The sequence below is a fragment of the Streptomyces sp. NPDC091292 genome, assembly GCF_044757265.1.
Lineage (GTDB): Bacteria > Actinomycetota > Actinomycetes > Streptomycetales > Streptomycetaceae > Streptomyces.
Genome location: NZ_JBIVUQ010000015.1, coordinates 187,657 through 212,132 on the forward strand (window position 1 = coordinate 187,657; position 24,476 = coordinate 212,132).

The window sequence follows — 24,476 nt, forward strand, 5'->3', positions numbered from 1 at the left end:
CCGGTCTGGCAGGGGGCGGGTGTTCGGGCGTAACAGAGTCTTCCAGTGCCCCGGAGTCCCCCCGGTCTGGCTGTGGGCAGGCGTTCCGCACGGCGGAACGGGTGGGCACAGCCATGCCACCGGCCCCCGCCCTACAACCGGCCGATGTCCCCCCGAGGCATCTTCGGCGTCCGCCGAGCCGGGCTACGCCCGGACAACAAAATCAACCGAGCCGCCCGATGCCGCTGCCCCACATACGGTTCCAACAACCGCAACATGACGGAGTCATCCGCATCCCGGTCCCCGGCCAACGCATACCCCACGATCCCCGGCAAATGAAGATCCCCCACAGTCACGGCATCCGCCGCCCCATGACTCCGCTGAACAACTTCCGCCGAGGTCCACGGCCCCACCCCCGGCACAACCTCAAGCCGCGCCCGAGCCCCCACAGCATCCAAGTCGACCCCCTGCTCAAGCCGCGCAGCGACCCGCACGGCCCGCAGAATCGTGGCAGCCCGCTTGTTGTCGACCCCGGCCCGATGCCACTCCCAGGAGGGAATCAGCGCCCAGGTACGCGGCGCGGGCATGACGTACAGCGCGGGCACCCGCTCCCCGTCCGCGGGCCCCGGCGCGGGCTCCCCGAACTTCCGTACGAGCTGCCGCCACGCCCGATACGCCTCATCGGTGGTGACCTTCTGCTCCAGGATCGACGGAATCAGCGATTCCATGACCAGCCCGGTCCGGGTGAGCCGCAGTCCGGGCCGCCGGTGCCGGACCTCGGCGACCAGCCGGTGCCGGGGCGCGAACAGCTCGGGCTCGTCGAACGCGCCCAGCAGCGCGGGCAGTTGGTCGAGCAGCCAGACGGCGCCCGGCCCCCACGCGGAGCCCTCGGCGACGCCGCCGCGCAGGGTGACCCGGAGCGTGCCGGGCCCCGCGGGCGTACGGCAGGCCCGCCACACGGACCCGTCGGGCAGCGCGCGGAAGGTGGGGTCGGCGGGCCCCCGCCGCAGCGGTCCGAGGACGAGCCCGAGGTCGAGCGCGCCGGCCGGCTCCCAGCGGCGCGTACGGGCGGGGGCCACGGGCCGTGGCACCGCGACGCGTCCCGCGCCCGGGGCAGCCCCGATCCGCCCGCCGCGCACCTCGGTGCGGGTGGGCCGCGGCGCGAAACGCCCGGCCACGGTCACATCCCTCCACGCCGTCCGTCGGGGACGACCTCATGAGCGTAGGCGCCCCCGGCCCCCGTACCGCACCCCGCACCGCCCCCCGCGCGCATCACCGCACGGTGAGGAACGTCTCCGCATCGCGCGCGGGCCGCTCCTTCGGAGCCTCCGCCGGGTGCCCGACAGCGACCGTACCCATCGGGTCCCAGTCGCCGGGCAGGTCCAGCACGTCGCGGACGGTCTCGCGGCAGAACATCGTCGAGGACACCCAGGCGGAGCCCAGGCGCTCACCGGCGAGGGCGATCAGCAGGTTCTGCACGCCCGCGCCCGCGGTGACCACGAACATCTCCCGCTCGGCGCCGTCCCTGCGCGCGTCCCCGTAGTGATGGGAGCCGTCCATGACCAGGCACGGGACCACCAGATACGGCGCCTTGCGCAGCACGTCACCGCGCCGGACGCGCTTGGCGACGGACTCCTCGGACTTGCCGTCGCGGCGGAGGTCCGCGATCCACGCGTCCCGCATGGCGTCCAGGAGCCGGGTGCGGGACGCCGCGCTCTCCAGGAGGACGAACCGCCACGGCGTGGTGTGGTGGGGCGCGGGCGCCGTGACCGCCGCGGCCACCGCCCGCCGCACGGCCCCCGGGTCGACCGGTTCGTCCGTGAACGCCCGCACGGTCCGCCGCTGGGTCACGGCCTCCCGCACCGCCTCCGACGTACCGAGCCGGAACATGTCGTCCCGGGAGGCGCGTACCAGCTCCCGCGCGCCCCGGTCCGAGCCGTCACGCTCGTCGGCGAGGGCGTGCGGCAGCCCGCGCACCACCGCGACGGGCAGCCCGGCGGTCTTGCCCTTGACGAGGTCACCGGCGGCGGCCAGTTCGTCGGCGGTGGCGACGACGGTCGCGCTGAGCGGATTGCCGTGCGCGTCGGTGCCGCCCCGCAGATCGTCGAGGACGCGCACGCCCGCGGCGCCGATGGCGACATCCGTCAGACCATTGCGCCAGGGGCGGCCGAAGGTGTCCGTGAGGACGACGCCGACGCTCACACCGAGCACGGCGCGCAGCCCTTCACGGATCCCGCGCGCGGAGGCGTCGGGGTTCTCGGGCAGCAGCAGCACGGTCCCGGCGGGCGTGTTGGACGCGTCGACCCCGGCGGCGGCCATCACCAGACCCTGCCGGTTCTCGACGATACGGAGCGTCCCGCGCCGCGCCACGACCCGTACGGTCTCGGCGTCGATGGCGTCCTCGCGGTCCGCCGCCTCGCGCAGCCGGCCCTCGGCCTTGGAGACGATCTTCGAGGTGACGAGGACGACATCGCCGTCCCTGAGGCCCGGTTCGGCGGCGGCGATCAGCTTGGCGAGATCGTCGCCCGCGGCGACCTCGGGCATCCCGGCCACCGCCCACACGCGGTACCCGGTCCCGTCACCGCCGCCGCTCCGCGCGCCCGCCGTCATGCCCGTACCTCCTCGGCCAGGGTGAGCGCTTCGCGCGCCATGCGGGCGGCGGCGTCCACGTCGGTCATCATCAGCGGCACCGCGCGGCAGCGGATCCCGGCGGACTCCACGCGCGCGACGGTGCCGGCGTCGACGGTGTCCACCAGCCAGCCGTCGAGCAGCCCCGATCCGTAGTGCTCGGCGACGGCCGCCGCGCTGGACTCGACGCCCACGGCGGCGAGCACCTTGTCGGCCATCCCGCGCACGGGCGCGTCGCCGACGATGGGCGAGAGACCCACGACGGGCACGCCCGCGTCGGCGATGGCCTCGCGGATGCCCGGCACGGCGAGGATGGTGCCGATGCTGACGACCGGGTTCGACGGCGGGAAGAGGATGACGTCGGACTCGGCGATGGCCTCCAGGACGCCGGGCGCGGGCTTCGCCTGGTCGGCCCCGACGGGCACCACGGCGTGCGCCTCGACGGAGGCCCGCAGCCGCACCCAGTACTCCTGGAAGTGGATCGCCTTGCGCTCACCGGCGCCCGGCTCGCCCTCGGGCACGGTGACGGCGACATGGGTCTCGACGCGGTCGTCGGACATCGGGATGAGCCGCACACCCGGCTTCCAGCGGTCGCACAGGGCCTCGGTGACGGCGCTGAGCGGAAAACCGGCGCCGAGCATCTGCGTCCGCACGATGTGCGTCGCGAAGTCGCGGTCGCCGAGCCCGAACCACCCGGGTCCCACGCCGTACGCGGCCAGCTCCTCCTTGAGGTGGAAGGTCTCGTCCGTCCGCCCCCAGCCCTGCTCCTCGTTGATGCCGCCGCCCAGGGTGTACATCACCGTGTCGAGGTCCGGGCAGACCTTCAGGCCGTAGAGGTGGATGTCGTCGCCGGTGTTGCCGATGACGGTGATGTCGGCGTCCGGAGCCGCCCGCTGAAGACCGCGGAGGAACCGGGCACCGCCAATACCGCCTGCCAGAACCACAATGCGCATACGGCCAAGTCTGTCAGGCGGGTACGACAACGCGCCGGGCGGTCAGCCGATGACGCCGTCCCGGGCGGGGGTGTGCGCGGCGGCGGGGACCGGTGCCTCCGCTCCGGCGCACTGGGCGGCGTGCATCGGCATCTCGGTGAGCCCGGGGTAGTACACGTGCAGGCTGACGGCGGGTTCGAGCGAGTCGTTGACGACCTCGTGGACATAGCCGGGCGCGAAGACGCGCTGCGCGCCCGTCGGCAACGCGCGCGTGCTGCGTCCGATGCGGTCTGAGCGGTCTGCGCCGTCCGTGCGGCCTGTGCGCCCCGTTCGCTCCGTGCGTTCGGTCAGCCGTCCGTCGAGGACGGTGAGCACGCCGGACGAGCGTCCGTGGTCGTGCAGTCCGCTGCCCTGGCCCGGCACCCAGGACAGCAGCCACACCTCGTACCCGGGTCCGGTGCGCAGCCGGTGGTACCAGCGGCTCGCGGCGTCGTAGCGGACCAGGGGCTCCCACCCGGCGCGGTCGGCGGCGACGGCCCTGGCGAGTCCGGCGAACTCGGCCACGGTGACGGGGTGCTCGCGCGCGGGCTGGAGGAGGTGCGGTACTTCAAGGATGTCGCCGGCGATCTGGAGGTCGCTGTCGCTGTTCATCGGTGCGGTGGGTCCTCGGCGGGAGAGTGCGGGCGGCGGAGGCGTGCGGGGGGTGCGGGGGAGCGGGGCCGCCGCCCGGGTCGCGAGCGGGGACGGGTGCCCGGGTCACGGGCGGGAGGGGTGCCCGGGTACGGGCGTCGCCCGGCGCGGCGGTGAGCCTGCGGGGCGGGGAAAGCGGCTGGAGCGCGGTGGGCTCAACAGCAGGTGGGACAACAGCAACAGCGCGCGGGGGCAGCACCGAGGGACCCGGGTCGGGTCACGGAAAGCGCCAAGTTCGCGAGCATGCCCACCAGGCAAGCGGTTCACACCTTCCCTGTCAACTGGACGCCCGGTGGGTGGGACAAGTTTCACCTCATCCGGTTGCTCTGGCTGACGAAAGGTTTGTGCAGGCGCTCACGAGGACACATGGCGCACAACCGGCGCACGAGGTGGCGTGGTGATCCCGTGATCCGTATGTGATCCCTTTCGCACCGCCGCTCGCGCCGGAACGCGATCAACGTCCGGGGCGTCCTTCTCCGTAAGGAGCCCGGGATCTGGAGGGGTCACCGGCAAGTGTCATGGTTTATGCCGATTTGAACACTTTCCGTGCACCCTTGGTTCCGCAGAGTGAATAAGGGGCCCAATAGCAGATCTCGGCTTGACTGGCCCGGATCGGCACACTTGTAATTTCACTCGTGTCGTTCAGCCGATACCGGTAACGGCAGCACCACGGGGACGCAAAGACGGACGAGGGGCGCACATGACCGAGCTGTTCCAGCAACTCCTGGTCGAGGCCATCGAGGACGTGGACGAGGAACTCGGGTGGCAGGAGCGCGCACTGTGCGCGCAGACCGACCCCGAGTCCTTCTTCCCCGAGAAGGGCGGCTCCACCCGCGAGGCCAAGAAAGTCTGTCTCGCCTGCGAAGTCCGCTCGGAATGCCTGGAATACGCCCTCGCCAACGACGAACGCTTCGGCATCTGGGGCGGCCTGTCCGAACGGGAACGCCGCCGCCTGAAGAAGGCGGCCGTCTGAAGAAGGCGGCCGTCCGACCGTCGTCCGCACACCCCTCCCGCGCGCGTGCCGGAGGCGGTACGGGCATGGCAGGGGCGTCGGCGGGGCGCAGGACCAGGGGTGCGTGACCGCCCGACCAATCGGCACACACTCCTACGTAACGAACGGCCCGTCGCAGGTGGGTTATCCACAGGCGGCGGGCCGCTGTCCTGCCCAGCCGTTAGTGTGGGCCCTCGTCCGAGATGCCCCCGCGTCCCCGCAGGGCCGCAGGCGTCCACCGCAGTCCACCGAACCGGGGCCCGTACCTCGATGTCCGTGCACAGCCAGCAGGCAGGCCACTACGACGCCGCAGGCGGAGCGTTCGACGCGCACCGCCCAGCGGCCTCCGACCCGACCCGCCTCGCGGTTTCAGACCCGACCACGCCGCCCGAATATCCGCGGCATGTGGTCACCGCCGTCATCGTTTCGCACGACGGCGCCCGCTGGCTGCCCGACGCCCTCGCCGGGCTGCTCGGCCAGGACCGGCCGGTGCAGAGTGCGGTGGCGGCCGACACCGGCAGCGCCGACGACTCCGCGCGGCTGGTCACCGAGGCACTCGGCGCCGACCGCGTCCTGCACCTCGCCCGGCGCACCGGCTTCGGCCAGGCGGTCGACGAGGCCACCCGCACCGCGGGCGTCCTCACCCCCGACGATCTGCCGTACCTCAAGCGCCCCAGCGGCTGGGACCCCGTCAACCGCACCTGGCGCGACGACGCCTACGACATGCCGGAGCTGCCGCACGGCGAGCCCGAACAGTGGCTGTGGCTCCTGCACGACGACTGCGCGCCCGAACCGGACGCCCTCGCGGAGTTGCTCCGCGTCGTGGAGAACGAGCGGGAGGCCGGCCAGGACGTCGCCGTCGTCGGCCCGAAACTCCGCGGCTGGTACGACCGCAGGCAGCTCCTCGAAGTAGGCGTCACCATCGCCCACAGCGGGCGCCGCTGGACCGGCATCGACCGCCGCGAACAGGACCAGGGACAGCACGACCAGGTGCGCCCGGTGCTGTCCGTGTCCACCGCCGGGATGTTGATCCGGCGTGAGGTCTTCGACGAGCTGGGCGGGTTCGACCGCCGCCTGCCCCTCATGCGTGACGACGTCGACCTGTGCTGGCGCGCCCACTCCGCCGGATACCGCGTCCTGATCGCGCCCGAAGCGGTGGTCCGACACGCCGAGGCGGCGTCCCGCGAGCGCCGTACGGTGGACTGCGTCGGCCGTACGGCCACCTCGCCGCACAAGGTCGACAAGGCGGGCGCCGTCTACACCCTGCTCGCCAACTCGCGCGCGGGAGCCCTGCCCTGGATCCTCGTGCGGCTCGTCCTGGGCACCGTCCTGCGCACGCTCGCGTATCTCGTCGGCAAGGTGCCGGGACAGGCGCTCGACGAGATCGCCGGCCTCTCCGCGACGCTCCTGCGGCCCGGCCGCATCCTCGCCGCGCGCCGCAGCCGCGGCCGTCCGCAGATCGACAAGGACGAACTGCGGCCCCTGTTCCCGCCGCCCGGCGCCACCCTCCGCCTCACCGTCGAACAGGTCGCCGGCAATCTCACCGGCGGCTCCGACCCCGAGATCCCCACCGGCGGACGCCACGGCGCCGTCGAGTCGGGCCCCGGCGGCGACGACGCCGACTTCCTGGAGATCGAGCAGTTCGCCCGGCTCAAGCGCATCGCGCGCAGGCCGGGACCCGTGCTCTTCGCCGTCCTGATGCTCTTCTCGCTCATCGCCTGCCGCGCCCTGCTCGGCGGCGGCGCCCTCGCGGGCGGCGCGTTGCTGCCCGCACCGGCGGACGCGTCGGACCTGTGGGCGCGCTATGCCGACGGCTGGCACCCCATCGGCACCGGCGGCACCCAGTCCGCACCGCCCTACCTCGCGGTGCTCGCCGTGTTCGCCACCGTCCTGTTCGGCTCCACCGGACTCGCCGTCACCGTGCTCCTCGTCTGCTCGGTGCCCCTCGCCGGATTCGCCGCCTACTTCGCGTCCCGGCCGCTGGTCACCTCGCGCCTCCTGCGCGCGTGGGCGTCCGTCGCGTACGCCTTCCTGCCCGCCGCCACCGGCGCGCTCGCGGGCGGACGCATCGGCACCGCCGTCCTCGCGATCACGCTGCCGCTGATGGCCCGCGCGGGCGTCGCAGCGAGCGGCCTCGCCCTGCACACCGCGTCCTCCGCGCGCGGCAGCTGGCGCGCCACCTGGGCGTACGCGCTGCTGCTCACGCTCACCACGGCCTTCACCCCGATCGTCTGGCCCATCGCGCTGGTCCTCGGTATCGGCCTGCTCGTCGTCCGCAGGAGCGACATCACCGCGTACGGGCTGCGCTTCCTGGCCACGCTCGGCACCCCGCTGCTGATCCTCGCGCCCTGGTCCCTGTCGCTGCTGCCGTTCGGCTTCTTCCGCGAGGCGGGGCTCGACTTCGGCGGCGACGCGGCATCCGCGCTCGACCTGCTCGGCGCGTCCCCGGGCGGCCCCGGCACGGTCGACGGACTGCTGCTCATCGGCATCGTCCTCGCCGCGCTCGCCGCGCTGCTGCGCGCCGAGCGCCAGGCCGGCGTGTACACCGCGTGGGCAGTCGCCCTGGTCGCCCTGGTCTTCGCCGCCCTGTCCAACGCCTCGACCTGGGCCGGCCCCGCCACCCTCGTCTACGGCATCGCGCTGCTCGGCGCCGCGACCATCGGCGCCGACGGCGCCCGCTCGCGCGTCGCCGAACAGAGCTTCGGCTGGCGCCAGCCCGTCGCGGCCCTCATCGCGTTCGCCGCGGCTGCGGGCCCGCTGCTCACCGCCGCAGGCTGGATGATCGGCGGCGCGAACGGCCCCCTGGAGCGGCGCGACCCGGTCCAGGTGCCCGCGTTCGTCGCCGAGGAGAGCGGCACCCGCGACCAGGCCCGCACGCTCGTCCTGGACGGCGACTCACCCGCGCGCGTGGCGTACACGCTGGTGCGCGGCTCGGGCGCCCGCCTGGGCGACGCCGAACTCGCCGCGGCCCACGGCGGCAACAAGGAGCTGGACAAGGTCGTCGCCAACCTCGTTGCCGGGTCCGGCGCCGACCAGGCAGACCAGCTCGGCGGCTTCGCCGTGCGCTATGTCCTCGTCCGGGACGGCGCCCCGCGCGCGATGAGCCGCGTCCTGGACGCCACGCCCGGCCTCAGCCGCCTCAGCCAGCAGGACGGCAGCGCCCTGTGGCGCGTCAACCGGCAGGTCGCGCGCGCGGCGATCGTGCCGAAGACCGGCGACCCGCAGCCCGTCGCGTCGGGCCCCGTCGAACTGCACACCGACATCCCCGCGGGCGAGGCGGGCCGCGTCCTGCGGATCGCCGACACCGCGGCCCCGGGCTGGACCGCCACGCTCGACGGCGCCCCGCTGCCCTGCACCACGGTCGACGGCTGGGCGCAGGGCTTCGAACTGCCCACGTCCGGTGGCCGCGTCGACGTCACCTTCGACGCGCCCCTCGGCCACACCGGCTGGCTCTGGGCGCAGGGCGCGCTGGCCGTCGTCCTGGTGGTACTCGCCCTGCCGGGGCGGCGCCGCGACATCGACGACGACCTGCCCGACGAGCCCGTGGTGGCCGCCGAGCCGGTGACCGGAGAGGGCCGCCGCGCGCGCAGGCTGCGCGCCCAGGCGGCGGCCGAGGCCACCGACCAGGACCAGCCGCAGGACCCGGACACCGCGCCCGCGCCCCCCGGGGCCGCGCCGCAGCCGCCGGGGGAGACCCCGGCGATCCCGCAGCAGCCCGCGTACGGCGAGTGGGACACCGCGAACCAGGCCCGCACGGACGCGGGCACGGGCTACGGAACCTACGGCGACGACGCGTACCAGCAGCAGGGCACCGGCTACCAGCAGGACCCGTACCAGGGCGCCGCGTACCCGACGGGCGGCTACGAGCCGTACCAGCAGGACGCCTACGGCCAGGGCCCGTACCAGGACGGCACCTACGCCCAAGGCGCCTACCAGGAGGGCCAGTACGACCCGTACGCCCAGCAGCCCTACGACGGCGCCGCCTACGACCCTGCGTACGCGCAGCAGGACCCCGCCTACGGCCATCCGCCCGTCCCGCCGGGCCCGCCGCACGGCACCGACAGTGAGCGCCCCGACGGGAGCCAGCAGTGAACCGCACCACCGTGTCCCTGATCGCCGTGGTGACCGCGCTGGCCGCCGTCACCGGCTTCGCCGCCATGAACGCGCCGGACGCCCCGGCGGCCGACAGCGCGCGCGCCGCCGCCCGGCTCCCCGTCGAGCGCAGCAGCCTGCTGTGCCCGGCGCCCAGCACCTCGGACCTCGCGGAGACGTCGTACACGTCGTTCACGCCCGAAACGCAGGGCGGCGCCGAGGGGAAGGCCGAACTGGCCGCCGCCGGGAAGGAGTCGGCGGGCTCCGGCAAGACCAAGAAGGACGACGCCAAGCCGGTCCTCACGCCGAAGGAGCCGGGCAAGCCGGTCGGCGGCTCGGCGTCCGGCGCGGACGTGCCCGCGCGCATCGGCACCGCCCAGGGCAGCCTCGCACCGGGCTGGACCGTGCAGGAGACCACGACGGTCACGGCGGGCAGCGGACGCGGCATCCTGGGCACCACCTGCTCGGCGCCCGACACGGACTTCTGGTTCCCGGCCGCCAGCACCGCCGATGACCGCACGGACTACGTCCACCTCACCAACCCGGACGACTCCGCCGCCGTCGTCGACATCGAGCTGTACGGCAAGGACGGCGCCCTCAAGTCCGAGGTGGGCGAAGGCATCCAGGTCCAGCCGCACGCGAGCGTGCCGGTGCTCCTGTCGACGCTCCTGGACAAGCCGCAGACCGACCTCACGGTCCATGTGTCCGTGCGCAGCGGCAGGGTCGGCGCCGCCCTCCAGGCCGCCGACGACAAGCTCGGCGCGGACTGGCTGGCGCCGTCCACCGACCCGACGGGCACCCTGGTCATGCCCGGCATCCCCAAGGACGCCACCTCGGTCCGCCTTGTCGCCTTCGCACCCGGCCAGGACGACGCCGACCTGAAGGTCCAGCTCGTCGCGCCGAACGGCCCGGTCAGCCCCGCGGGAAACGAGACGCTGCACATCAAGTCCGGGATGACCGCGGCCGTGGACCTCGGCGACGTCACCAAAGGCGAGCCCGGTTCGCTGCTGCTGACACCCACCGAGCGGTCGGTGCCCGTGGTGGCGGCGCTGCGCGTGGTGCGCGGCAAGGGCGACAAGCAGGAGACCGCGTTCATCCCGGCGACGGCACCGGTGAGCACGCGCGCGACGGCGGCCGACAACCGCGCCAAGGGCTGCACGCTGACGCTGGTCGCTCCCTCAGCGGCGGCCGAGGTCAAGGTCACCGCGTCCCCGGGCACGGGCGGCGGCTCGCCGGTAACCAAGACGTACACGGTCAAGGCCCGTACGACGCTCGAAGCGAAGCCACCGGTCCCGGGCGGCCTCAAGGGCACGTACGCGCTGACCGTCGAGACCGTGTCGGGCGGCCCCGTCCACGCGTCACGGCTGCTGGAGCTGCCCGAGGGCGGCGTCCCGATGTTCACCGTGCAGACGCTGCCGGACGACCGGGGGACGGTGGCCGTACCGGCGGCGGAGCCCGATCTGTCGGTGCTGGTGAAGTGAGTCCCGCGCGCGGAGGGACCGTCCGTACGACCGTCCCCCGGGCCGGCGCGGCTCAGTCCTCGCCGTAGCGGGGATCCACCGTCTCGGGCGTCAGCCCCAGCAGCTCGGCGACCTGCTCGACGACGACCTCGTGCACCAGGGCGGCGCGCTCGTCGCGTCCCTTGGTGCGGATCTCGACGGGCCGCCGGTAGACGACCACGCGCGCGGGGCGGCCCTCGCGCGCGGGGACGATGCCGCCGAGCGGCACGCTGTCGTCGCTCCAGCCGCCGTCGGCGGCCGACGGATCGAGGCGCGGCACCTCAAGGACGAGGAAGTCGATCTCGGCGAGCTGCGTCCAGCGGCGCTCCAGGCGCTCCACGGAGTCCTGGACGAGGTCGGCGAACACCTCCGCCCTGCTCGCCGAGAGCGGCACCTGAGGCGGCGCCACGGGGCCGCGCATGCCCCTGCCGTGCCGGTCACGGCGGCGGGGGCCCGGCCGGGGCCCGGGGGCGGCGGGGGAAGGCGGTGCGGGGGTGTCCATCACTGACGAAGCGTAATCCCCCGGGCAGCCCCGGGGCGCCTGTCCGCGCGGTGCCCGGTGGGCCGTACGGGCGCACGCGCGGGTGGCTCTCGGGGAGCACGTAGGGGCCCAGATACGGCATGTCGCTTCCTGACCATTCCAGCCAAGGTTGCGCTCGATTACGGATCTCTCCTGGACCGTCGATCTTGCGGCTATTGACGGCATTTCCACCGAGTGGTGACCGTGCCCGGCACCCCCCGGACCCCGGGTCCCGGCCGTCCGCGCAGGTCAGTGGCGAGCGCCCGGGACGCCGATGGGTATGGATCACGCCACGACACGGTGGAGTGACCTGGTGGAGAGTCGTCGCGGCCCGCTCAAGAGTGCGGTACCGTCCAACGTCGTGAGCCCTGTACGTCGCTGTTCGCGCACCGCCTGCGGCCGTCCCGCCGTCGCGACACTGACGTACGTCTACGCCGACTCGACCGCGGTCCTCGGCCCCCTCGCCACCTACGCCGAACCCCACTGCTACGACCTGTGCGCCGAGCACTCGGAGCGGCTGACCGCCCCGCGCGGCTGGGAGGTCGTCCGGCTCGCCGACACCTCCGGCCCGGCCCGGCCCAGCGGTGACGATCTCGAAGCGCTCGCCAACGCCGTCCGTGAGGCGGCCCGCCCGCAGGAGCGCGCCGCGGAGGCCGGTGGGAGCGGTCCCCGTGGCGGCGACCCGAGGAGCAGTTCGCGCCGGGGACATCTGCGGGTACTGAGGTCTCCGGACTCCTGAGGTCGCCCGGCTTCTGAAGCCCTCCCGTTCTCCTCTGTACGCCCATGTCTCTGCGACCTTCACCGCACACCCATTGACGTCAAGTTGTCACGGGCATGACCATTCCTTCCATTCGTGAGAGCAAGTTTCCGCATCACGGAATTCCAGGGAGGACCCGTGTACGTCCAGCAACTGGAGCCCGTGGCCGACTCGCTCGGCCTGTCCGCACTCGTCGCGACCCTGCCCCTCGTCACCGTCCTGATCCTGCTCGGCGTCGTCCGCATGAAGGCCCACCACGCCGGCCTCATCGGCCTCGCCGTCGCCGCACTCGTCGCCTGGCTCGGCTACGGCATGCCCGTCGGACAGACCCTCTCCGGCGCCGCACAGGGCGTCCTCTTCGGCCTGTTCCCCATCATGTGGATCGTCGTCAACGCCCTGTGGGTGTACCGGATGACCGTCCGCACCCGGCACTTCGACATCCTCCGCCGCTCCTTCGGACGGCTCTCCGACGACCCGCGCATCCAGGCCCTCGTCATCGCCTTCTGCTTCGGCGCGCTCCTGGAGGCCCTCGCGGGCTTCGGCGCCCCCGTCGCGATCTGCGCGGTGATGCTGGTCGCCCTCGGCTTCGACCCGGTACGCGCCGCCGTCGTCGCGCTCGTCGCCAACACCGCGCCCGTGGCGTTCGGCGCGATGGGCACCCCCGTCGTCACCCTCGCCCAGGTCACCGGCCTGCCCCTGGACTCCGTCGCCTCCGTCGTCGGCCGCCAGACACCCCTGCTCGCCGTCGTCGTACCGCTCGTCCTCGTCGGCCTGGTCGACGGCCGGCGCGGGCTGCGCGAGACCTGGGTGCCCGCGCTCGCCTGCGGAGCCGCCTTCGCCGTCGCCCAGTTCGTCGCCTCGAACCACCTCTCCGTCCAACTCGCCGACATCGTCGCCGCGCTGGCCGGCGCCGCCGCCCTCGTGGCGCTGCCCCACGCGCGCAGGCCCGCCGCCGAATCCGTACGCGTCGCCGTCCTCACCGGCGCCCGCAGCGAGGACCTGGACGAGACCGACCCGCGCCGCGAGGTGCTGCGCGCCTACGCCCCGTACGCGCTGATCGTCGCCGTGTTCTCGATCGGCCAGATCCCGGCCGTGAAGGACCAGTTGGTGAAGGCCACCCGCGTCTTCGACTGGCCCTTCCTCGACGTCGCCGCGCCGGGCGGCCAACCGGTGTCGGGCAACATGTTCTCGCTGCCCCTCGTCGCCACCGGCGGCACCCTCGTCCTGCTCGCCGGCCTCCTGACGGCGGCCGTACTCGGCGTCCACGCGCGCGTGGCGTTACGCGAATGGGCGGCGACCGTGCACGAGTTGCGGTTCGCCATCCTGACCGTGACGTCCGTCCTGGCGCTCGCCTATGTGATGAACCTGTCCGGACAGGCCGCCACCATCGGCCACTTCGTCGCGGCGGCGGGCGCCGGACTCGCCTTCCTGTCGCCGGTGCTCGGCTGGTTCGGGGTCGCCGTCTCCGGCTCGGACACCTCCGCGAACGCCCTGTTCGGAGCGCTCCAGGTCACCGCGGCCCAGCAGTCGGGCCTGTCACCCGAACTGCTCGCGGCGGCCAACAGCTCGGGCGGTGTCCTCGGCAAGATGATCTCGCCGCAGAACCTCACCATCGCGTGCGCGGCGGTCGGCCTGAAGGGCCGCGAGGGCGACCTCCTGCGCAAGGTGCTGCCCTGGAGCATCGGCCTGCTCCTGGTGATGTGCCTGATCGTCGTGGGACAGAGCACGGTGGTGCTGGGGTGGATGCTGCCCTGACCCACACCCGCCCCGCGCCGCCTCCCCACTGACGGTCATCTCCTACGGGTAGTTTGGGGCGGTCATGAGGACGCCAGGAGACTCCAGGAAGGTTGGCCGTGGCTGCTGCTGATCTGTCGCAGATCGTGAAGGCGTACGACGTCCGAGGGGTGGTTCCGGACCAGTGGGACGAGACGCTGGCCGAACTGTTCGGCGCGGCCTTCGTCGAGGTGACAGGCGCTCAGTCGATCGTCACCGGGCACGACATGCGCCCCTCGTCGCCGGGCCTGTCGCGGGCCTTCGCGCGCGGGGCCGCCGCCCGTGGCGTGGACGTCACGGAGATCGGCCTCTGCTCGACCGACCAGCTGTACTACGCGTCCGGCGCCCTCGACCTTCCGGGCGCCATGTTCACGGCCTCGCACAACCCGGCCCAGTACAACGGCATCAAGATGTGCCGGGCCGGCGCCGCACCCGTCGGCCAGGACACCGGACTCGCCGACATCCGCCGACTCGCCGAGACCTGGACCGACTCGGGCGCACCGGAACCCGCCGCGACCCCGGGAACCATCACCCAGCGTGACACGTTGCAGGATTACGCGGCGCACCTCCGCTCCCTTGTCGACCTGACCTCCATCCGCCCCCTGAAGGTCGTCGTCGACGCGGGCAACGGCATGGGCGGACACACCGTCCCCACCGTCTTCGCGGGGCTGCCCCTCGACGTGGTGCCGATGTACTTCGAGCTGGACGGCACCTTCCCGAACCACGAGGCCAACCCCCTCGACCCGAAGAACATCGTGGACCTCCAGGCGCGGGTCCGCGCGGAGAGCGCCGACCTCGGCATCGCCTTCGACGGCGACGCCGACAGGTGCTTCGTCGTCGACGAGAACGGCGACCCGGTTTCGCCGTCCGCCGTCACCGCCCTGGTGGCCTCCCGCGAGCTGGCACGGAACGGCGGCAAGGGCATCGTCATCCACAACCTGATCACCTCCTGGTCGGTCCCGGAGGTCGTCCGCGAACAGGGCGGCACCCCCGTCCGCACCCGCGTCGGCCACTCGTTCATCAAGCAGGAGATGGCCACGACCGGAGCGATCTTCGGCGGCGAGCACTCCGCGCACTACTACTTCCGCGACTTCTGGAACGCCGACACGGGCATGCTGGCCGCCCTCCACGTCCTGGCGGCGCTCGGCGGCCAGGACGGCACCCTGTCCGCGCTGGTCGCCCAGTACGACCGGTACGCGGGCTCCGGCGAGATCAACTCCACCGTCGGGGACCAGGCCGCCCGCCTCGCCGCGATCAAGGAGGCGTACGGGGACCGCGACGACGTCACCCTCGACGAACTCGACGGCCTCACGGTCACGGCCGCCGACTGGTGGTTCAACGTCCGCCCGTCCAACACGGAACCCCTCCTCCGCCTCAACGCGGAAGCCCGCGACGAGAACACCATGACGAAGATCCGCGACGAGGCCCTGGCCGTCATCAGGGGCTGACCCCGCACCTCAGAGGCCACCTGTCGCCCCGCCCGCCCTGGGCCACAGGTGGCCGCCGCCCCCGTCCCGGCAGGCCCGGCGGTACCCTGACCAGGCGCTCCCGCGCCCTCGGCTGCCGTCCCCCCGAAAGGACCCCTCATGCCGCTCGAAGCCGGCCTCCTGGAGATCCTGGCCTGCCCCGCCTGCCACGCCCCCCTCACGGAGACGGACACAGAGCTGGTCTGCACGGGCAAGGACTGCGGCCTCGCCTACCCGATCCGCGACGGCATCCCCGTACTCCTGGTCGACGAGGCCCGCCGACCCGCGTAACCGTAGAGACAACAGAACACACCCGGCGATCGGAGGCCGTCGTCATGCTGGACGAATCGCTGCTGGACGCACCCGATGCACTGGCCCGCGCCGACCGGCGCGGCCTGCTGCGGGGCGCCGCCGAGGCCGGCGCCCGCGTCCGCACCGCCGCCCGGTACGCGGCCGAGGCGGGCGTCGGCGGCCTGCGGCCCGACGGCCGCCCCCGCGCCGTCCTCATCGCGGGCCCCGGCGCCGCCGCAAGCTGCGTCGCCGACCTGCTCGGCACCCTCGCCGGCGCCTCCTGCCCCGTCATCCGGCTGAGCCCCACCGGAGTCGCCCCCGCCGCGGGCGCCCTGCGCTGGTCGCTCCCCGGCTGGGCGGGCCCCGTCGACCTGCTCCTGATCGCGACCCCCGACGGCACGGAACCGGGCCTCGCGCTCCTCGCCGAGCAGGCGTACCGCAGGGGCAGCAGCATCGTCGGGGTCGCCCCCACCGGCACCCCGCTCGTCGCCGCCCTGGACGGCGCCCACGGCCTCGCCGTCCCCATGGCGACCGCGCCGTACGAGGAGGACCAGCCCGCCGCCGCGTCCGCCCCCGGAGCCCTCTGGGCGCTCCTCACCCCACTGCTCGCCCTCCTCGACCGCACCGGCCTGCTCAGCGCCCCCGGCGACGCCCTGGAACGGGTCGCCGACCGCCTCGACCGCACCGCCGAGCGCTGCGGCCCCGCCATCGCCACCTACAGCAACCCCGCCAAGACCCTCGCGGCCGAACTCGCCGACGCGCTGCCCCTCATCTGGACCGAGGGCACATCGGCCGGGCCCGCGGGCCGCCGCTTCGCCGGAGCCGTCGCCGAACTCGCGGGCCGCCCCGCGCTCGCCGCCGAACTCCCCGAGGCCCTGCCCGCGCACGGCGCCCTCCTCGCGGGCGACCTCGCCGCAGGCGCCGACCCCGACGACTTCTTCCGCGACCGCGTCGAGGAGGCCGCCGCCCTGCGCGCCCGGATCGTCCTGCTGCGGGACCGGCCCACCGGCGGCCTCAGCGCCGCACCCGCCGCCCGCGAACTCGCCTTCGGCAACGACACCCCGATCAGCGAACTGGAGCCCGAGGACGGCGGCGAACTGGAAACACTCGCCGAACTGATCGCCGTCACGGATTTCGCCGCCGTTTACCTGGCGCTCGCTTCCAGGGCCTGATCTTGACCCCGGGCACCCGTCGACCTTGGGCGCCTGTGGGTCCCGGGTGCCCCTTGACCTGGGCACTGCTCGACCCCGGGCCCCGCCCTGGCCGCCCCGCCCGGGGGAGCGCCCGCGGGAACTCGTAGCGTGTGCCGTTCGTCGTCCCCTGTACGGAGAAGAAGACCCCATGGACCGCCTCACCAACACCGTCCGCCCCTACGCCTGGGGTTCGACCACCGCCATCCCGCGGCTCATCGGCGCCGAGCCGACCGGCGAACCACAGGCCGAGATGTGGATGGGCGCCCACCCCGGAGCCCCCTCCCGCACGGAGCGCGGCGCGCTCAACGAGGTGATCGACGCCGACCCCGAGCGCGAACTCGGCGCGCCCGCCGTCGCCAAGTTCGGCCCCCGCCTGCCCTTCCTCCTCAAGATCCTCGCCGCCGGAGCCCCGCTCTCCCTCCAGGTGCACCCCGACCTCGCCCAGGCCCGCGAGGGGTACGCCGACGAGGAGCGCCGCGGCGTGCCCGTCGACGCCCCCCACCGCACCTACAAGGACGCCAACCACAAACCCGAACTGATCTGCGCCCTCACACCGTTCGACGGCCTCTGCGGCTTCCGCCGCCCCACCGAGACCGCGGACCTCCTCGCGCGCCTGGACGTCGACTCCCTCAAGCCCTACGCCGACCTGCTGCTCGCCCACCCCGAGGCGGACGCCCTGCGCGAGGTCCTCACCGCCGTCCTCACCGCCGACCCGGCCGAGATGGCGACCACGGTGACCGAGACGGCCGCGGCCTGCGAACGCCTCGCGAAGCCCGACGCCGACGCCCCCCACCGCGCCGACTACGCCGCGTACGCCGCACTCGCCCACCACTACCCCGGCGACCCCGGCGTCATCGCCGCCATGCTCCTCAACCACGTCCGACTCCAGCCGGGCGAGGCCCTGTTCCTCGGCGCGGGCGTCCCGCACGCCTACCTCGAAGGACTCGGCGTCGAGATCATGGCCAACTCCGACAACGTGCTGCGCTGCGGCCTCACGCCCAAGCACATCGACGTACCCGAACTCCTGCGCGTCGTCCGCTTCGAGGCGAGCGACCCGGGCGTCCTGCGCCCTGAGGCCACCCCCGAAGGCGAGGAGATCTACGAGACCCCGATCGACGAATTCCGCCTCTCCCGCCACACCCGGCCCGAAGGCGCCGCCCACTACGACGTCACCGCCGCGACCCCGCAGATCCTGCTCTGCACCGCCGGCACCGTCCACGCCCGCTCCACCGCCACCGGCGAACTCACCCTCGCCCCCGGCGAGTCCGCCTTCGTCCCCGCAGGCGAAAAGACCGAAGTGTCCGGCGCCGGAACGCTCTTCCGGGCCACTGTGGTGGCCTGACTCACCACTCCCGCCCCGTACTGCAACAATGACCCACCGCAAAACGCGGGCAAAAGCGCGGGCGAAAACGCGGGTTGAAGCAGTCCGCCCCGGCGGACACGTGGCGTAGGTGAAGGGACATGGCGTACACATGAGCGCGTCTGGCGGAACCAAGGCGATCGTCGCGGCACTCGCCGCGAACCTCGCGATCGCGGTAGCGAAGTTCGTGGCGTTCCTCTTCAGCGGCTCGTCATCGATGCTCGCCGAGAGCGTCCACTCGGTCGCCGACTCCGGCAACCAGGGCCTCCTCCTGCTCGGCGGCAAGAAGGCCAAGCGCGAGGCAACCCCCCAACACCCCTTCGGCTACGGCCGCGAGCGCTACATCTACGCCTTCCTCGTCTCCATCGTCCTCTTCTCGGTCGGCGGCATGTTCGCGATCTACGAGGGCTACGAGAAGATCAAGCACCCCCACGAGATCGAGCACTGGTACTGGCCGGTCGGCGTCCTCGTCTTCGCGATCATCGCCGAAAGCTTCTCCTTCCGTACCGCCATCAAGGAGTCCAACCCCCTGCGCGGCGACCTCTCCTGGACGCAGTTCATCCGCCGCGCCAAGGCCCCCGAACTCCCCGTGGTCCTCCTGGAAGACCTCGGCGCCCTCGTCGGCCTGTTCCTCGCCCTCGCCGGCGTCGGCCTGGCCCTCGGCACCGGCAACGGTGTCTGGGACGGCATCGGCACCCTCTGCATCGGCATCCTGCTGATCGTCATCGCCGTCGTCCTGGCCGCCGAGACCAAGTCCCTCCTGCTCGGCGAGTCCGCCGGCCTCGACGAGGTCAAGAAGATCGAGGCCGCGCTCGTCGACGGCGACACCGTCACCCGCGTCATCCACATGCGCACCCTCCACCTCGGCCCCGAGGAACTCCTCGTCGCCGCCAAGGTCGCCGTCCAGCACGACGACACCGCCACCGAGGTCGCCTCCGCCATCAACGCCGCCGAGGCCCGCATCCGCGCCAGCGTCCCCATCGCCCGCGTCATCTACCTGGAACCCGACATCTACCGCACCCCCGAGGCCACCCCCGACGCCGCCCCCGAGGCCGGCACCCCGGACACCCCGGCCCCCTGACCGGAAACCGGCCCCAGGCGCCCCCGGCGCCCTGGGGCTCGCCCACCCGGCGGTGTAGATTCGTGACCTGAGCCAGACGTCGCTGCTGATGGCGGTCGGGCGGCCCGCACCCCGGGCCGGCCGAGGGAGAGAGGGCCTCCGACGGACTGCGCTGCGCGCGTCCGGGCACCCCTGTGCCCACCGTCGCGCAGATCAGCCGTACCCACCTCGACCACCTCGACCGAACCACGAGGAGCAGCTCACCATGACGACTGTCGACAACCGACAGGACTTCAAGGTCGCCGATCTCTCCCTGGCCGCCTTCGGCCGCAAGGAGATCACCCTCGCCGAGCACGAGATGCCCGGCCTCATGGCGATCCGCAGGGAGTACGCCGACCAGCAGCCGCTCGCCGGCGCCCGCGTCACCGGCTCCCTGCACATGACCGTGCAGACCGCCGTCCTCATCGAGACCCTGACCGCCCTGGGCGCCCAGGTCCGCTGGGCCTCCTGCAACATCTTCTCCACCCAGGACCACGCCGCCGCGGCCATCGCCGTCGGCCCCGACGGCACCCCGGACAACCCGCAGGGCATCCCCGTCTTCGCCTGGAAGGGCGAGACCCTGGACGAGTACTGGTGGTGCACGGAGCAGGCGCTGACCTGGCCGAACACCCCCACCGGCGGCCCGAACATGATCCTCGACGACGGCGGCGACGCCACCCTCCTCGTCCACAAGGGCGTCGAGTACGAGAAGGACGGCAAGGTCCCCTCCGTCGACACCGCCGAGTCCGACGAGCACCGCGTCATCCTCGAACTCCTGCACCGCACCATCACCGACGGCTCCCAGAAGTGGACCCAGCTCGCCTCGGAGATCCGTGGCGTGACCGAGGAGACCACGACCGGTGTGCACCGGCTCTACGAGATGCACCGCGACGGCACCCTCCTGTTCCCGGCGATCAACGTCAACGACGCCGTCACCAAGTCGAAGTTCGACAACAAGTACGGCTGCCGCCACTCCCTGATCGACGGCATCAACCGCGCCACCGACGTCCTCATCGGCGGCAAGACCGCCGTCGTCTGCGGATACGGCGACGTCGGCAAGGGCTGCGCGGAATCCCTGCGCGGCCAGGGCGCCCGCGTGATCATCACGGAGATCGACCCGATCTGCGCGCTCCAGGCGGCCATGGACGGCTTCCAGGTCACCACCCTCGACGAGATCGTCGACAAGGCCGACATCTTCGTCACCACGACCGGCAACAAGGACATCATCATGGCCGCGGACATGGCCAAGATGAAGCACCAGGCGATCGTCGGAAACATCGGCCACTTCGACAACGAGATCGACATGGCCGGCCTCGCGAAGATCCCCGGCATCGTCAAGGACGAGGTCAAGCCGCAGGTCCACACCTGGACCTTCCCGGACGGCAAGGTACTCATCGTGCTGTCCGAGGGCCGCCTGCTGAACCTGGGCAACGCGACCGGCCACCCGTCGTTCGTGATGTCCAACTCGTTCGCGGACCAGACGCTGGCCCAGATCGAACTGTTCACCAAGCCCGACGCGTACCCGACCGACGTCTACACGCTGCCCAAGCACCTGGACGAGAAGGTCGCCCGCCTGCACCTCGACGCACTCGGCGTGAAGCTCACAACGCTCCGCCCCGAGCAGGCCGCGTACATCGGCGTGGAGGTCGAGGGCCCGTACAAGCCCGACCACTACCGTTACTGAGCACGACCGGTCACCGAACCCGCCCGCCGAGGAACGCACCCGTGCGCTGACGCGTTCCTCGGCACCGGATTCAGCGTGACCGGATTCAGCGGCAGCGCTCCCCGGCCGGACCCCGGGTCAGGCCACGACAGGTCCCAGGCAGGCCCCCGCACCCCCGTGTCGGGGGCCTGCCCCTTTCCCTACCGAAACCTGAACCGCACCCCGTACCGCCCCCGTGCCGTACCGCACCAGGACGACCGAACCGATCCAGGACCCCCATGCCCCGCGGCCGATATTCGCTCCACGATCTTCACGATCACACCCCCCTCGGTGACGAACACTTCCACTGCGCCCCCGGCCCGTCCGGCTGGCGTTACGTCTCCCAGCTGACCACCCCCTCCGGCGATCACTCCGGCTCGGTCGACCTCGCACTCGACGAACTCGGCCGCCCCATCCGCCTCGAACTCCACGCGGCGAGCTGGCAGGTGCGCGGCGCCGCGATCGACGGCGTCACCTGGGTCCGCACCGACCCCACCGGAACCCACGCCACCGAAGGCAATGCCCCCGCCCACGCCTTCACCGGCACATCCCCTGCCTTCCTCGTCGCTGTCTCACGGCTCCTACGCCTCACCCCCGAATCCCCGGCCACCCGTGTCCGCCTCGTCGCCTTCACCGACCCGGTCCTGGCACCGCGCACTCTCGACCAGTCCTGGGCCCTGCTGAAGAGAGAAGCACACGCCACTGACAACGGACCCCTGACCGTGGACGAATACCAGGTCACAGCCCTGGACACGGGGGAACAGCACACCGTCCACCTCGCCGGAGACGTCGTGCTCTCGGCCCCCGGCATCGAGCTGGAAACCCTCGAATCCCCACCGTCGACCTTCCCCTGACGGACCGGAGGACCCGGTACCGGCGCCGCCTCAGGCCGGCGGAGCGAAACCCGTCGACGGCGGCGCACCGCCATTGCGCTCCGGAGACGCCTCGACCGGCGGCACCACCGGCCCCGGGCCCCCACCCGCCCCGGAGGCCGCCGCAGCCCCGGAGACCCCCGGCGCGGCCCACCCAGGACCGGCCTGCGCGGGCTCGGGCGAGGACGGCGGAGCGTACGAGGGAGACGGAGCCGGGAAGGAGGGCGCCGCGTATCCCGGCGCCGGGTACGAGGGAGCAGCGGGCTGCGAGGGTGCCGATGGCTGATACGGGGGAGCCGAGGGCTGAGGGGACGGATAGGCGGGCGGCGGCGCCCCCTGAACCCCTCCACCGCTCGGAACCCCGCCACCGCCGCCGAAGGCCCGCCGCGCGTCCCGCGCCTGCCGCTCGTGCACCACGGCCGCCAGATACGCGGCAGGCGGCACCCCGGGCGGCGCGGGAGCCCCGGTCCGCGAAACCACCTCCGTGGCCAGCCGCTCTGCCATGCCCCAGCCGACCTGCGGGTCCAACTGCCCCATCCGCGTCAGATACTGCCGAATCGCGAGCCACAGCCCGTCCGGCACACCGGACAGATCGAGCCCGGAGAAATGCCCTACCAGCCACGGCGGCGGCGGAGGCACGTACCCCATACGCCCCGTGGGCACCCGCTCCCGTACGACGAGCGTCCCCGCGAACAGGTCGCCCACCCGCCGTCCGCGCTCCGACGCCAGCGACGCGACGCACGCCACGATCCCGGACGTCATCAGGATCTCGACGACGCCCACCGCCCCGCGCACGAGCGCGTGCCGGAACCGGATCGGCCCGCCGTCGTCCCGCACCACCCGCAACCCGCACGCCAGCTTCCCCAGCGAACGGCCATGACTCAACGTCTCCACCGCGATCGGCCCACCCACGAGCAGCAGCAGGAACGCGCCCACCATGAGGGCCGCCGACGCCGCGTCGTCCAGCGAAGCCGTCGCCGCCGCCAAAGCAATCGTCACGACGATGTACAGCGCGAACGCGACAGCCAGGTCGATGAGTACGGCCAGTGCGCGGCTCGGCAGTTTCGCGGGCCGCAGCTCCAGAGCCACCGCCTCACCCGTCACAAGCTCACTCACACGTGCCGCCCTTCTCCGCCCTGACCTGCCGTCCGTACGGCCAGTCTGCCAAGCTGAACACGCATCGTGTCGCAGTACGAGAAGCCGAGGAGCAGCCAATCCGATGGATCTCGACGTCTTCGTGTCCGCTCACCGGGCCGAATGGGACCGTCTGGACGCCCTGCTGCGCCGTCAGCGCCGGCTCACGGGAACCGAGGCCGACGAACTCGTCACCCTCTACCAGCGCACGGCCACACACCTCTCCCTGATCCAGTCCAGCGCACCCGACCCACAGCTCATAGGACGCCTTACACAACTCGTGGCACGCGCGCGTAGTGCCGTGACAGGCACCAGGCGCGCGTCCTGGCGCGATGTGACCCGCTTCCTCACGCATGGGTTCCCGGCGGCCGTGTACCGAAGCCGCCACTGGTGGGTGCCCACCGCACTGCTCTCCACCGCCGTCGCCGCACTCCTGGGCTGGTGGATCGGCACCCACCCGGAAGTCCAGGCGACCATCGCGGCCCCCTCGGAACTACGCGACCTGACACGCCCCGGGGGCCAGTACGAGACGTACTACTCCAGCCACCCGGCGACCTCGTTCGCCGCCCAGGTGTGGACGAACAACGCCCAGGCCGCCGCCATGTGCCTCGTCCTGGGCGCCTTCCTCTGCTTCCCCGTCGTCTGGATCCTCTTTCAGAACATGCTCAACCTCGGCATCGGCATCGGCCTGATGTCCTCCGCCGGCCGCCTGGACACCTTCCTCGGCCTCGTCCTCCCGCACGGCCTCCTCGAACTGACCGCCGTCTTTGTTGCCGCCGGCACCGGACTGCGCCTTGGCTGGACCGTGATCGACCCCGGCCCCCGCACGCGTCGGGCGGCCCTCGCCGAGGAGGGACGCGCCGCCCTGGGCATGGCGATCGGACTCGCCCTGGTGCTGTTCGTCGCGGGCGCCATCGAAGGCTTCGTCACCCCATCGGGGCTGCCCACCTGGGCCCGCATTGCCATCGGGATCGCCGCTGAGCTGGCCTTCCTCGCGTACGTGTATGTGCTCGGCGGCAGGGCCGCGCGCGAGGGGGAGACCGGGGACCTCGACGCCACCGAGCGGAGCGCCGCCGTTCCCCTGGCCGCCTGATGTGCGTAGCCCGGCGTTGACCTGCTAGTGTCCTCCTCGCCTCGCAAAACTTTTTGACACGGGTGGAGCGAGGAGGTAGATTCGAACAGTTGCCTAGGAACCGGATGGTTCACAGGGCGACCTTGAGAACCTGTCTGCTCCACGGAAATCGGTCCTTCGTATCGAATCCGCAGGAGCCCCTTCCGATTAATCAGAACTCACACGCTGGTTCAAACCGGCGGAAAACCTCTGATAAAGTCGGTTCCGCCGGAAAGGAAAGCGCGTAAAGCGTTTGACTGGAAAGCGGCCGAGGAAATCGGAGCCGAAAGGGTCTGATAGAGTCGGAAACACCGAAGGGAAGCCCGGAGGAAAGCCGCAGAGAGTGTTCTGGGGTGAGTACAAAGGAAGCGTCCGTTCCTTGAGAAC

At 72.5% G+C, this 24,476-nt stretch carries 19 protein-coding genes; 13 read left to right on the forward strand and 6 right to left on the reverse strand.

Annotated elements, in window-relative coordinates:
• Positions 1-131 precede the first annotated feature (131 nt).
• The 4 genes from ACIQNU_RS32185 to ACIQNU_RS32200 all read right to left on the reverse strand — a co-directional run bounded on the left by ACIQNU_RS32185 (position 132) and on the right by ACIQNU_RS32200 (position 4,190).
• Positions 132-1,157 carry a DNA-3-methyladenine glycosylase family protein gene (locus ACIQNU_RS32185; RefSeq protein WP_401373112.1) on the reverse strand — a complete coding sequence of 342 codons (1,026 nt, stop codon included), beginning with the start codon at positions 1,155-1,157 and terminating at the stop codon, positions 132-134.
• Between the two features lie 94 nt (positions 1,158-1,251).
• Complete coding sequence (locus tag ACIQNU_RS32190; protein WP_401373113.1) at positions 1,252-2,589, reverse strand: coenzyme F420-0:L-glutamate ligase; 1,338 nt, start codon at positions 2,587-2,589, stop codon at positions 1,252-1,254.
• The gene (gene cofD, locus ACIQNU_RS32195; RefSeq protein ID WP_401373115.1) at positions 2,586-3,560 is read right to left on the reverse strand and encodes a 2-phospho-L-lactate transferase; all 975 of its coding nucleotides are present in this window, start codon (positions 3,558-3,560) and stop codon (positions 2,586-2,588) included. Before cofD ends, ACIQNU_RS32190 begins: the two co-directional genes overlap by 4 nt.
• Positions 3,561-3,602: 42 nt before the next feature.
• The gene (locus ACIQNU_RS32200) at positions 3,603-4,190 is read right to left on the reverse strand and encodes a cysteine dioxygenase (RefSeq protein ID WP_401373117.1); all 588 of its coding nucleotides are present in this window, start codon (positions 4,188-4,190) and stop codon (positions 3,603-3,605) included.
• A gap of 739 nt (positions 4,191-4,929) precedes the next feature.
• On the opposite strand from ACIQNU_RS32200, the gene ACIQNU_RS32205 reads away from it, so the two are divergent.
• The 3 genes from ACIQNU_RS32205 to ACIQNU_RS32215 all read left to right on the forward strand — a co-directional run bounded on the left by ACIQNU_RS32205 (position 4,930) and on the right by ACIQNU_RS32215 (position 10,793).
• The gene (locus ACIQNU_RS32205) at positions 4,930-5,202 is read left to right on the forward strand and encodes a WhiB family transcriptional regulator (RefSeq protein WP_389899593.1); all 273 of its coding nucleotides are present in this window, start codon (positions 4,930-4,932) and stop codon (positions 5,200-5,202) included.
• Between the two features lie 288 nt (positions 5,203-5,490).
• Positions 5,491-9,312: a glycosyltransferase family 2 protein gene (locus ACIQNU_RS32210; RefSeq protein ID WP_401373118.1), complete on the forward strand. Its 3,822-nt coding sequence runs from the start codon at positions 5,491-5,493 to the stop codon at positions 9,310-9,312.
• On the forward strand, positions 9,309-10,793 hold the full coding sequence (locus tag ACIQNU_RS32215; protein WP_401373119.1) for a DUF5719 family protein: 1,485 nt from the start codon (positions 9,309-9,311) through the stop codon (positions 10,791-10,793). Before ACIQNU_RS32210 ends, ACIQNU_RS32215 begins: the two co-directional genes overlap by 4 nt.
• 52 nt (positions 10,794-10,845) lie before the next feature.
• Here ACIQNU_RS32215 and ACIQNU_RS32220 read toward each other — a convergent pair whose 3' ends face one another.
• On the reverse strand, positions 10,846-11,313 hold the full coding sequence (locus ACIQNU_RS32220) for a metallopeptidase family protein (RefSeq protein WP_401373121.1): 468 nt from the start codon (positions 11,311-11,313) through the stop codon (positions 10,846-10,848).
• A 331-nt stretch (positions 11,314-11,644) separates the two neighbouring features.
• Between ACIQNU_RS32220 and ACIQNU_RS32225 the strand changes: the two genes are divergently transcribed.
• The 9 genes from ACIQNU_RS32225 (at position 11,645) to ACIQNU_RS32265 (ending at position 21,826) form a co-directional block, all read left to right on the forward strand.
• Positions 11,645-12,070 (forward strand): DUF3499 domain-containing protein, encoded by a 426-nt coding sequence (locus tag ACIQNU_RS32225; protein ID WP_401373122.1) that lies wholly within the window; start codon positions 11,645-11,647, stop codon positions 12,068-12,070.
• Positions 12,071-12,226: 156 nt separating this feature from the next.
• Positions 12,227-13,843: an L-lactate permease gene (locus tag ACIQNU_RS32230; protein ID WP_401373123.1), complete on the forward strand. Its 1,617-nt coding sequence runs from the start codon at positions 12,227-12,229 to the stop codon at positions 13,841-13,843.
• 98 nt (positions 13,844-13,941) lie between these two features.
• Positions 13,942-15,309 carry a phosphomannomutase/phosphoglucomutase gene (locus ACIQNU_RS32235; protein WP_401373125.1) on the forward strand — a complete coding sequence of 456 codons (1,368 nt, stop codon included), beginning with the start codon at positions 13,942-13,944 and terminating at the stop codon, positions 15,307-15,309.
• Positions 15,310-15,447: 138 nt separating this feature from the next.
• A complete protein-coding gene (locus tag ACIQNU_RS32240; protein ID WP_401373127.1) occupies positions 15,448-15,618 on the forward strand; it encodes a Trm112 family protein in 171 nt (56 codons plus the stop codon).
• Between the two features lie 44 nt (positions 15,619-15,662).
• Positions 15,663-16,790 carry an SIS domain-containing protein gene (locus ACIQNU_RS32245; RefSeq protein WP_401373128.1) on the forward strand — a complete coding sequence of 376 codons (1,128 nt, stop codon included), beginning with the start codon at positions 15,663-15,665 and terminating at the stop codon, positions 16,788-16,790.
• A 169-nt stretch (positions 16,791-16,959) separates the two neighbouring features.
• Positions 16,960-18,153 carry a mannose-6-phosphate isomerase, class I gene (gene manA, locus ACIQNU_RS32250; protein ID WP_401373129.1) on the forward strand — a complete coding sequence of 398 codons (1,194 nt, stop codon included), beginning with the start codon at positions 16,960-16,962 and terminating at the stop codon, positions 18,151-18,153.
• Between the two features lie 130 nt (positions 18,154-18,283).
• On the forward strand, positions 18,284-19,252 hold the full coding sequence (locus ACIQNU_RS32255) for a cation diffusion facilitator family transporter (protein ID WP_401373131.1): 969 nt from the start codon (positions 18,284-18,286) through the stop codon (positions 19,250-19,252).
• Between the two features lie 244 nt (positions 19,253-19,496).
• Positions 19,497-20,954, forward strand: coding sequence for an adenosylhomocysteinase (gene ahcY, locus ACIQNU_RS32260; RefSeq protein WP_401373132.1), 1,458 nt, complete (start codon positions 19,497-19,499; stop codon positions 20,952-20,954).
• 257 nt (positions 20,955-21,211) lie between these two features.
• Positions 21,212-21,826, forward strand: coding sequence for a hypothetical protein (locus ACIQNU_RS32265; protein ID WP_401373134.1), 615 nt, complete (start codon positions 21,212-21,214; stop codon positions 21,824-21,826).
• Between the two features lie 30 nt (positions 21,827-21,856).
• On the opposite strand, the gene ACIQNU_RS32270 is transcribed toward ACIQNU_RS32265, so the two are convergent.
• Positions 21,857-22,960 carry an RDD family protein gene (locus ACIQNU_RS32270; RefSeq protein WP_401373136.1) on the reverse strand — a complete coding sequence of 368 codons (1,104 nt, stop codon included), beginning with the start codon at positions 22,958-22,960 and terminating at the stop codon, positions 21,857-21,859.
• A gap of 103 nt (positions 22,961-23,063) precedes the next feature.
• Here ACIQNU_RS32270 and ACIQNU_RS32275 point away from each other — a divergent pair, with 103 nt between their 5' ends.
• Positions 23,064-24,071 carry a stage II sporulation protein M gene (locus ACIQNU_RS32275; protein WP_401373137.1) on the forward strand — a complete coding sequence of 336 codons (1,008 nt, stop codon included), beginning with the start codon at positions 23,064-23,066 and terminating at the stop codon, positions 24,069-24,071.
• Positions 24,072-24,476: the final 405 nt, after the last annotated feature.